The sequence below is a fragment of the Lentzea tibetensis genome (assembly GCF_007845675.1).
GTDB lineage: Bacteria > Actinomycetota > Actinomycetes > Mycobacteriales > Pseudonocardiaceae > Lentzea > Lentzea tibetensis.
Window position 1 is genome coordinate 32,357 of record NZ_VOBR01000025.1, and the last position, 10,573, is coordinate 42,929.

The window sequence follows — 10,573 nt, forward strand, 5'->3', positions numbered from 1 at the left end:
ACGCAGTCTTGACCGCAGACAGTCCGGTTGTAATCATCGGACCTCTTACACGCGCTCGTTGGCTTCGCCGCCCAGCCAGCCCGTACCAGAGAGCGACGGTCATGCGACTTCGACTCTGCATTGCCATCGTCATCGCACTGATGGCGAGTTTGATCAGCGTTCCAGCCGGAGCGGAGGTGCAGCACCCGCGTCAGGAGTGGATGCGCGCGTCCACGGCCGGACTCTTCCTGCACTGGGGCATGTTCACCGCGCCGAAGCACCTCAACTGCGAGGAGTGGGAGCGCGACGTCACCGGGGGCGGCTGGACCCCCGACTACTGGGTCGACGAGGCGCGCAAGCTCGGTGCCTCGTACATCGTGCTCGCCACGTTCCACAGCAGGCTCGGCTACGCCCGGCCGTGGCCGTCGAAGATCCCCGGCAGCTGCGCCACGAAGCGCGACCTGCTCGGTGAGCTCGTCAAGGCGGGCAAAGCCAAGGGCGTCCAGATCATCCTGTACATGACGGACGACCCGCAGTGGCACAGCGAGCAGGGCGTGCAGACGCTCAACTCGAAGGCTTACTCGGACTACAAGGGTCAGCAGGTCGACCTGACCACGCGCGACGGGTTCGGCAGGTACAGCTACGACCTCTTCTTCGAGGTCATGGAGAACTACGCCGACCTGTCCGGGTTCTGGATCGACAACGACAACGCCTACTGGGAGCAGAACCGGCTGTACGAGCAGATCCGGGAGAAGCGGCCGACCTGGTTGTTGAGCAACAACAACGAGGACACGCCGATCATGGACACGGTCAGCAACGAGCAGAAGACCGGCATGATCCCGTCGTACGACTACCCGCAGGCCGCGTTCACGCCCATGCCGCGGCTGACCGAGGCGTGCTACAAGCTGCCGAACACCGGCGACTGGTGGTACACCGGCGGCACCCACGAGGTCGACACCCGGCTCAACACCGGCCGGTACATCACCAACGCGGGCTCGTCGATGAAGTCGTTGATGGCCGAAACCCCCATGCTCAACGGCAAGATGCCGCCGCAGCAGGAGGCCTTCAACAACCTGATGGCCAGCTGGGTTCCGCCGATCAAGGAGTCGCTGACCGGCACCGAAGGCGGCGGCTACCTGTACGGCGGCATGCAGCCCGGCTTCTGGAACGACGGCGCGCACGGCGTGATCACGATCAACCCGAAGACGAAGAAGCAGTACGTGCACGTCGTCACGCGGCCGCGCACGGACTACGTTCGCTTGCGGGACAACGGTTATCGCGTCAACTCGGTCAGCGACCTGCGGACCGGTGAGCGGATGAGGTTCACGCAGTCCGGTGGCTACCTGACGATCCTGGGCGTCAAGAACTGGGACACCTACGACACGGTGTTCAAAGTGGACACTTCGGGGCAGCAGTTCTTCCACAGCGGCGTGAAGGCGACCGCGTCGTCGTCGCGCGACGGCTTCCCGGCGAGCAACCTCACCGACGGCAGCTTCGAGAAGTACTGGGACTCCAACGCCCAGCAGCCCGTGTCGATCACGCTCGACCTCGGCCGCCGCAAGGAGTCCACGTACCTCGCGATCAACCAGCGCGAGTCGTCGCCGACGCACGCGCGCGTGTCGTTCGGACGGCCGGAGGACTCGACGCGCATCAAGGACTACAAGGTCTACGCGTCGAACGACAACCGGCGTTGGGACCTGGTGCGCAGCGGTGCGATGGCCAGTGCGCGCGGCACGCAGTTCATCGACATCGGTGAGCAGAACTCCCGCTACCTCAAGCTCGAGGTGCTGAACACGTGGGGCGGCCCGCAGGCCCCGCGGTTCTTCAAGGAGCTCCAGATCGACGAGATCAAGGTGGCGCACGGCTACCAGCGCTCGTGGGGCACCGACCTGCCGCTCGAGGCCGAGTCGTGGCGCAACGACCGCGACGGCCGCGCGCACACCGGCTGGTGCGAGGGCTGCTCCGGCGGTGCGCAGGTGACCGGACTCGGTGGTGGCGCGCGGAACTCGGTCGAGTACCGCGATGTCTCCGTGGCAGCTGACGGCACCTACCGCCTTCAGGTCGACCACACGTCGTCCGCGGCGACGTCGTTGTCCGTCAGCGTCAACGGCGCCGCGCCGACCGACTTCGCGGTGGCCGCTGACCGGCCGGACGCGCCGTCCAGCACCGCGGTCGTGGCGTCTCTGAAAGCCGGCAAGAACACCGTGAAGCTGTACAGCAAGGCGGCTCGCGGACCCGCGGTCGACCGCATCGCGGTGTCGCCGCTGCCCGCCGAGTCGTACGTGCCGAAGACGACGCTGACCGTGGAACCCCATGGCCTGCAATGGGTCGGGCCCGGCCAGCAGTCGGTGAAGGTGACGGCGAAGCTGCGCCTCGACGCCGAGGACCAGCTCGACCAGGTGAAGCTGGTGCCCACCGCACCGGCGGGCTGGACGATTCAGGGCGACCCGGCCACGGCGGCGCTGATGAGGATCGGCCAGGAGCTGACCGGCTCGTGGACGCTCACCTCACCGGCGGGCACCGACATCAGCACGGTCACCGCACCGGTGACCGCGTCGTTCCAGGTGCTCGGCCGCGCGAAGCAGGTGTCGAGCTCCGTGCCGGTGCGCATCCGGCCGGCTGACCGCGTGTTCGTGCGCGAGGCCGAGGACTCGGTGAACAAGATCGGCAACGCCGGTCTCACCGGCTGCGGCCCGTGCTCGGGTGGCGAGAAGGTGCGCAACATCGGCGGTTCCCCGGACGCGTTCGTGCTGTTCGAGAACGTGACCGTCGATGCGGCACGGCAGTACACGCTGTACGTCGACTTCACCGTCAACGGGCCGCGGTCGTACTTCGTGTCGGTCAACGGCGGGGCGCCGGTCGAGGTGAAGACGGACGGCGTCGGCAACAACACGCCGTACACCACCACCTTGCCCGTCACGCTGAACGCCGGTGCCAACACCATCAAGTTGTTCAACGACAAGGACGGTGCGCCGGACCTCGACCGGATCTCGCTCGGCCTCGGCTGAGTAGAACCACCGATGCCGTGACGGCGGCACGTCGGCGACGATCACACCATGGTGATCACTCGTCGGTACGCCGTCACGGCTTCGGTCGTGGCCGTCGTGGTCGCGATCGGCTACGTCCTGCTGCAGGACCCGATCCGCTACGGCCTCGGCTTGCCGTTCGTGCTCGACGAGGCCGACCTCGGCGAAGCTCGCGCGATGGACGAGGTGGCGGAGCAGGTCGAGAACACCGCGGGTCCCTACTACGGCCCGAATTTCGACATGAGCGACGTCCCGCCCGCGCTGACCATGACGCTGCACGGCCCCATGGGTGAGCGATGGCAGTCCGAGCTCGTCTCCTCGCAGGTCCACCCCGGCGCGAACCACCGCGGCCGGGTCGACGCGGTCGTGCGGCTGAAGTTCGGGCGCCAGCCCCTGCTCCTCGCCAGCGGGTCCGACGCGAACCTCGTGCGTTGCCGCGCGGTGACCGTGGTCGCCGACTCCGGCATCGACGTGAGCAGCAAGCGCGTCGACTGCCCTCCGGTCAACTCGTGATCGCTCGCTGGCACCTCGTCGTCGCGTCTGTCGTGGTCGCTCTGGTGGTGACCTGCTACGTCGTGCTCCGCGACCCGATCCGCTTCGGCATCACGTACCTGCCCGACGAGGAGCTGCTCGGGGAGGCCAACGTGATGAACGCGATCGACGAGCGGATCTCGACCCTCACACGCGGTGGTCCGGCTGCGGTTCGGGTACAAGAGCTGGTACCTGCCCAAGACCTCGCAGCCGGACCTCGTGCGGTGCAGGGCGGTGACCGTCGATTACGAGTACCGGGCCGAGATGAAGACCAAGCGCGTCAACTGCCCTTAGGTGAGCCGCGGTCTTTCAGTCACCACTTGAACTCAAGGACTAGTTCACTCGGCCCCGATCCAGTTGACGTACCAGCCGCTGTTCAACGCCTGAACAGGATCGATCGCACGACCATCAGAGAAACGCAGGTAAATGCGGAAGCCCCTGCGAAGATCTCCCCCGAGTGTCGCGTCCGGAGGATAGACAGAACTGGCTCCGGTGATCCGCCAGTGCCAGAAGTTTCCGCCGACGGAGGTCACATACGTCGGTGTTCTCGTGAATCCGGCCGATGTGGTGTCGACCTGAATCCAGATGCCAGGCCCATCCGTACCCGTATAGGTCTGCCATCCGCCACCAGGGTACGTCTGACCGGCTACAACCCGCGGTGACACCACAACAGCCGCGGTCTTGGCCTCCGCGGGCGAGCTGATCGCGGCGGGGCTGTTCCAGAGCGCAAGGCTCGCCACAATCGCCAAGAATCCGGCGACCCCGCACATGCTCAACGTTTTCGTTTTCGTTCGCACAATCCCTCCCTCGTTCACGTTCGTGAAACCAAGTTCTACGTCTTCGGCGTTGTCCGGTGTCGATGGCTGGACTGCCGGACAACGAATGCCGGACAATGTTTGCTCGGAGGTGGGGACGGTGCCTCGTGGCGAGCGTCCATTGGAATATGGGGACAGCGCACTACTGAGGTTCGCCGCTGACCTGCGGCGGTTGCGCGCAGGCGCTGGTCAGGTGAGCTATCGGGAGCTGGCCGCCCGCAGCCACTACTCGACGACGACGCTGTCGGACGCGGCGGGCGGGCGGAAGCTCCCCACGCTCGACGTCACGCTGGCCTATGTGCGCGGTTGCAGAGGTGACGAGGAGGAGTGGCGACGCCGCTGGCATGAGGTCGCTGCCGAAGTGGTCCGGTCGCGACCAGCGCCCGCCGACAGTTCCGGAGCCGCTCCCTACGTCGGCCTGTCCGCTTTCCAGCCCGAGGACGCCAAGCTGTTCTTCGGCCGGGACACTGTGGTCGAGGCGATGCTCGCGCGATTGGAACGCCAGCGATTCGTCGCGTTGTTCGGCGCATCCGGTGAGGGAAAATCCTCGGTGTTGCGGGCTGGCCTGCTGCCCGCGATCCGGCCGAAGCCAGCAGTGTTGTTCACTCCCGGCCCGAGTCCGATCGAGGAGTGCGCGATCCGACTCGCGGCGTTGACCCAGCGCACACCGGGCAGCCTGTACACCGACCTGTGCACGGATCCACGCAACCTGCACCGCTTGATCCGCCACACCGTCGACCACGGCGAGCTGTTGATGATCGTTGACCAATTCGAGGAGATCTTCACCCTCTGCCAAGACAAAGAGGAACGATCCGCGTTCGTCACCATGCTGCTCACAGCGGCGCAGACGGAGACCAGCCGGGCACGAGTCGTGCTGGGCGTGCGGGCTGACTTCTATCCGCACTGCGCGCGGCACCCGGAACTCGTCCGCGCGCTGACCGACGCCCAACTCCTGCTCGGCGCGATGACCACCGAAGATCTGCGCCAGGCGATCATCCGTCCCGCGGTCGCCGCTGACTGCGCGGTCGAGACCGCGCTGGTCGCCGCTGTGGTTGGCGACGCGGGAGGCCGCACAGGTGCGCTCCCCTTCGTGTCACACGCCCTGTTGGAGACATGGCGGCGTCGGCGCGGCAACACCCTCACGCTGTCCGGTTACCACGCCGCCGGCGGCATCAGCAGCGCGCTGGCCCAGACCGCCGACGCTGTGTTCGACGGCCTCACCGTCGACCAACAATCCCTTGCCCGCCAACTCTTCCTGCGCCTCACCGCACTTGGTGAAGGTACTGAGGACACCAAACGTCGCATCACCAGGGACGAGCTCGACACCGACAACGGCACCGACACCGTCCTCCAACTGCTCGCAGGAGCCCGCCTCATCACACTCGGCGAGAACACGGTCGAGATCACGCACGAGGCCCTGTTCCGAGCATGGCCCAAACTTCAGAGCTGGCTGTCCGAGAATCGCGACGGCCTGCGCACCCATCGCCAGCTCACCGAGGCCGCCAAGGGGTGGGACGAGTTGGGCCGCGACCCCGGCACCCTGTACCGCGGCACCCGCTTGACCCTCACGGTCGAATGGGCGACCCGTGACAGCCCTTCACTCACAGCCCGCGAACGCGCCTTCCTCGACGAAAGCATCGCCGCCGACCGCCGCGAACGCCAGGCCTCACGCAGACGTGCCCGCCAACTGCGCTGGGTGGCGGCACTACTGGCTGTCCTTCTGATTCATGCGGTGGCAGGCATGAGTGTCGCAATCCAGCAACGTGACGCGGTGGCAGCCGCAAGCCTGATGACCCAGTCCCACCAACTCGCCGCGTTGGCGGCCGCGTACTCCGGACGCGATGACGAGCAATGCATCCGCAGCGCGGTCCAGGCATACCAGACCTACCCGACGGTCGAGGCCCGAAGCCAGCTGCTCAGTGCCGCCGCCCATGCCGGCAGGTGGTTACCGTACGCCTCCATCAGCCCAGACGGCACACGAATGGCAGTCACCTCGAACAGCGGTCTGCAAGTATTGAGCACCGCCACGCTGGCGAAGACCGCTGAACTGTCCGTGCCGTTGGGCGCTTTCCACACCGTTCCCACGTTCAGCCCCGACGGCCGGCTGCTCGTCGTGTCGAACCGTTTGGACCAAACGTTTCTGTGGGACACATCGCGCAGATCACGAAAGCTTCTGTCCAGTCGGGACCAGTTCTGGTACGTGGTGTTCAGTCCGGACAGCACGATGCTGGCGACCATTGGCCCGACCATCACCGTGTGGGACACCACAACTCAGAAAAAAGTAGCCAGCTTGGTCGTGTCTGCCCGACACCGCACGGTGGCTTTCGCCCCTGACAACAAGACACTCGCTGTCGTGGGTGAACTCGGCAAAGTGGAACTGTGGGACGTGCGGACACTGACGCACAACGTCGACCTCGCATCGCATGCGGTCGAGATCCACGACGTGGTGTTCGCATCGAATGGTGATCTTCTCGCTGCGGCCGACGCTGCAGGCGACGTCACGCTGTGGGACACGACGACCGGAAAGTTGATCACGACTGCCGCACGACACGAGGGCGGCGCATCCGCTGTCGCCTTCCGCCGGGACGGAAAGGTGCTCGCGTCGGCCGGAGCAGACGGCTCGATCAACCTGTGGGATGTCGAGCAGCGAGTGAACATGGCGCGCTTCACGCCGGGGCCTGCGGACTTCGGCCCTGGAGATTATCTCGGCCTGTTCGGCCTCACCTTCGTCGACAACTCGCTCGTGGCGATGACCGGCTCCACGGCCCTGCGCTGGAACGCCGACCAGTTCCTCCTCGCGGACAGGTCCGAGGTACGTGCCGTCGAGTTCGGCTCGGGCAACGACTTGCTCGCAGTGAGGGGCAGCGGGACGCTGACCAAATGGGGGACCGGCCCACAGCGCATCGCACAAAGCCATTCTCTCGGCTCGAACCAGAGCGGCGTCGTCGGGTGGTTCAGCGCCGACCGCACACTCGTGGCCACGACCACACCCAACGCGCCCATCTCCGTGTGGGAGACATCCAGCGGCCGGCATGTGACTGATCTCCAGACGCCGGCACACCAGCCACCGACCTCGGTGGTTTTCAGCGCGGACTCCCGTTCGGTGCTGGCGATCGGCTCCGACGGCCCAGATCTCGTGTGGTCGCTGGAGCATCCCGACCGGCCCACGGTCGTCGGCCGCGAGCGCCACGAGGTGCGTACCGCTGCGGTTTTCCTTCCTGACAAGCGTCACATCGTTCTCGGGTCCCGCAGCAGCAACGTGATCTTTCACGAGGTGGCGACCGGACGCACCACCGGAGTCCTGCTCGGAGACGCAGGAAAAGTGATCGCGCTTGCACTCAGTCCCGATGGCACACGGATCGCCACCGGCAACGAAGAGGGCGTGATCATCCTGTGGGACGTTGCCAGTCGCCAGAAGATCACCGAGTTGAGCGGACACACGGGGGCCGTCACATCGCTGGCGTTCAGCCCTGACGGAAGCAAGCTCGCGAGCGGAAGCGCGGACACCACGACTACCTTGTGGGACACCGGGGGTTGGGAGAAATGGGCGACGCTGGCGGGCCGCTCGGGACCCGTCGAACACGTGGCGTGGAGTCCCCGCAGCAACGAACTGATCACATTGGGTGCCGACCACGGCACCACTCTCTGGCGGCTGGACACCGACGCCGCGTTGCGGACCCTCTCAGAGCTTGGCAGAAGGTGATCCTGCTGGCGTACGAACCGCTAGGACGTCTTCTTGATCCACCACAGGCCGAGCACCGGCAGCACGAGCGGGATGAACCCGTACCCGATGCCGAACGTCGACCACACGGTGGCGTCCGGAAACGCTTGCGGCACCAGCAAACTGACTGCGCCGACCGTCACCACGCCCACCAGCTCGACCGTGCACGCGACCAACGCGACCTTGCGCGACGTGCGGCTGCTCAACGCCAGCGCGACGGTCGCGAGCACGTAGACCACGGCCGCCAGCGCGGACAACAGGTACGCGACCGGGGCTTCGTCGAAGCGCGTCGCGATCTGCACGGCCGACCGCGAGGTCGCCGCCAGCGCGAAGATCCCGTAGACCGCGATCAGCAGCCGGCCGGGGCCGGTGCGGGTCCGCGCGTCACCCATGGCCGGCCCAGATCTGCTGCATGCGGACGATCATCACCGGCACGCTCATGCACGCCACCAGCACCACGCCACCGCTCCAGCGGCTGCGGTCGGAGGCGCCCCACACGAACGCGACGGGCAAGATCAGCACAGGGGCTACGAGGTAGCCGACGAACGTCACGCCGCTGAGCTGGCGGTCGGTGCCGGCGAGCTGCACGATCCCGATGATCGCCTGCACGAGCAGGCCGAGCTCGAGCAGCGTCAGCAAGCCCACGAGGCCCCACGAAAGCGCGGTCGGCGGGAGCAGCGGCGTCTTCCTGACCATCAGCATGACCGCCCAGGTGGTGCCGAGGAGCGCCACGATGGTCAGCACGGTCGGCAGCACGGAGATCACGCGGGCATGGTAACCACTGGTCACCGACGCCGGCTCACCCCTGCCTCAGCACGCTCACCCTGCCTCAGCACCTGCACCGCGGCCTCAGCACCTGCACCGCCGGTGATCACGGCCCCGATGATCACATCACCGTCTCGGGATCGTGCAGCTCGCCGGCACAGGGCGCTGCGGACCTCCGCTCCCCCGCGCGCTTCCTCTGTCGCAACGATCGGCGAACCCGGTTCGTTCCGCGAATCCCCTGACCGGCGTCGTCAACGGCCCGTTCACGGCAAAACCGAGCGTCCACAGGGGACACGGCCTTCCTCCCACTTCAACGTATAGCGCACAGGGGGTCTTGCCGCAAGACCCCGGTCCACCTCCACAATTCGTCTCTCACCAGCAGAAACACCAGCCGAACCAACGGGGGAACCACAGATGCGAGCACTGCTGTCCACGATCGGGTCACGCGGCGAGGTCCAGCCGGTGGCGGCGCTGGCGACCCGGCTGATTGCCGACGGCCACGAGGCCCGCGTGTGCGCGCCGCCCGACTTCGGTGACTGGCTGACGTCGCTGGGCGTCCGCTTCACCCCGCTGGGCCCGGAAGTGCGCAAACCGCACACCGAACGGCCCACGCCGGAGCACATCCGGCGGCAGATCGAGGGGACGGTGGCCACCCAGTTCGAGACCATCACGACGGCCGCGACGGGGTGCGACGTCATCGTCGGCGCCGGCGCGTTGCAGATCGCGGCACGTTCCATCGCTGAGCGACAGGGCGTCCCGTACGTGTACGTCAGCTACAGCTCGAACACGCTGCCGTCCCCGCACCACTCGCCACCTGGGCTGCCGTGGATACCGAAGGACGCGGACCCGAGCACCCAGTGGGAGAAGGACGCGGAGCATCTCAACGCGATGTTCGGGCCAGTGCTCAACGAGCACCGCGCGAAGTCCGGCCAGGCACCGGTCGACGACGTGCGCGGCCACCTCTTCACCGACCAGCCGTGGCTGGCCACCGACCCGGTGCTCGACCCGTGGCCGGGCCCCGCGGACGTGGTGCAGACGGGTGCGTGGATCCTGCCCGACGAGCGACCGCTGGCACCCGAGCTGGAAGAGTTCCTCGACGACGGACCGGCGCCCGTCTACTTCGGCTTCGGCAGCATGAACAACCCGAGGGAACTGGGCGAGGAGATGGTCCGCACGGCCCGTGAGCTGGGACGACGCTCGGTCGTGCTGCGCGGCTGGGCCGAGCTGGACGGACCGGAAGCACCGGACTGCATCCTCATCGGCGAGGTCAACCAGCAGAAGCTGTTCAAGCGGGTCGCCGCGGTCGTCCACCACGGCGGTGCGGGGACCACGACCGCGGCGGCGCTGGCCGGAGCGCCGCAGGTCGTCGTGCCGCACATGTACGACCAGCACCACTGGGCGCGACAGGTCCAGCGGCTCGGCATCGGCACCCAGCACGAGGACCTGAAGACAGCGCTCGAGCAGGCACTCCACACCGACAAGTCCATCACCATCACGACCGACGGCACGGAGATCGCGGCAAGAAGACTGGCGCAAGTGGTCGGGTAACGCCCCGAGGCGGACTCCAGCAACGGAGTGCAGAGTCGGGCCATGAGCAGGTTCGACACCGAGCGCGCGTTCCGGCACCTGCACGGCATCGCGACCGAGCCGCACCCCTGCGGCTCGGTCGCGAACGACGAGGTGCGCGACCAAGGTGTCGGGCAGCGGGACACGCTTGGCCTCGACGGCGAGGTGCA

At 66.9% G+C, this 10,573-nt stretch carries 8 protein-coding genes; 5 read left to right on the forward strand and 3 right to left on the reverse strand.

What is annotated here, in order from left to right:
- Positions 1 to 101: 101 nt before the first annotated feature.
- The 3 genes from FKR81_RS31640 to FKR81_RS43880 all read left to right on the forward strand — a co-directional run bounded on the left by FKR81_RS31640 (position 102) and on the right by FKR81_RS43880 (position 3,830).
- A complete protein-coding gene (locus FKR81_RS31640; protein WP_146357561.1) occupies positions 102 to 2,987 on the forward strand; it encodes an alpha-L-fucosidase in 2,886 nt (961 codons plus the stop codon).
- Between the two features lie 48 nt (positions 2,988 to 3,035).
- Positions 3,036 to 3,518 (forward strand): hypothetical protein, encoded by a 483-nt coding sequence (locus FKR81_RS31645; RefSeq protein WP_146357563.1) that lies wholly within the window; start codon positions 3,036 to 3,038, stop codon positions 3,516 to 3,518.
- 174 nt (positions 3,519 to 3,692) lie between these two features.
- Positions 3,693 to 3,830 carry a hypothetical protein gene (locus FKR81_RS43880; protein ID WP_186763281.1) on the forward strand — a complete coding sequence of 46 codons (138 nt, stop codon included), beginning with the start codon at positions 3,693 to 3,695 and terminating at the stop codon, positions 3,828 to 3,830.
- 44 nt (positions 3,831 to 3,874) lie between these two features.
- Here the strand turns inward: FKR81_RS43880 and FKR81_RS43885 are convergent, their stop codons facing one another.
- Positions 3,875 to 4,333 carry a hypothetical protein gene (locus FKR81_RS43885; protein ID WP_186763282.1) on the reverse strand — a complete coding sequence of 153 codons (459 nt, stop codon included), beginning with the start codon at positions 4,331 to 4,333 and terminating at the stop codon, positions 3,875 to 3,877.
- Positions 4,334 to 4,544: 211 nt separating this feature from the next.
- Between FKR81_RS43885 and FKR81_RS31650 the strand changes: the two genes are divergently transcribed.
- Positions 4,545 to 8,054: a WD40 repeat domain-containing protein gene (locus FKR81_RS31650; protein ID WP_186763283.1), complete on the forward strand. Its 3,510-nt coding sequence runs from the start codon at positions 4,545 to 4,547 to the stop codon at positions 8,052 to 8,054.
- A 20-nt stretch (positions 8,055 to 8,074) separates the two neighbouring features.
- Here the strand turns inward: FKR81_RS31650 and FKR81_RS31655 are convergent, their stop codons facing one another.
- Positions 8,075 to 8,464 carry a hypothetical protein gene (locus FKR81_RS31655; RefSeq protein WP_146357567.1) on the reverse strand — a complete coding sequence of 130 codons (390 nt, stop codon included), beginning with the start codon at positions 8,462 to 8,464 and terminating at the stop codon, positions 8,075 to 8,077.
- A complete protein-coding gene (locus FKR81_RS31660; RefSeq protein ID WP_146357569.1) occupies positions 8,457 to 8,837 on the reverse strand; it encodes a hypothetical protein in 381 nt (126 codons plus the stop codon). The genes FKR81_RS31655 and FKR81_RS31660 overlap by 8 nt, the downstream gene beginning before the upstream one ends.
- Positions 8,838 to 9,251: 414 nt before the next feature.
- Here FKR81_RS31660 and FKR81_RS31665 point away from each other — a divergent pair, with 414 nt between their 5' ends.
- Complete coding sequence (locus FKR81_RS31665) at positions 9,252 to 10,385, forward strand: glycosyltransferase (RefSeq protein ID WP_146357570.1); 1,134 nt, start codon at positions 9,252 to 9,254, stop codon at positions 10,383 to 10,385.
- Positions 10,386 to 10,573 lie beyond the last annotated feature (188 nt).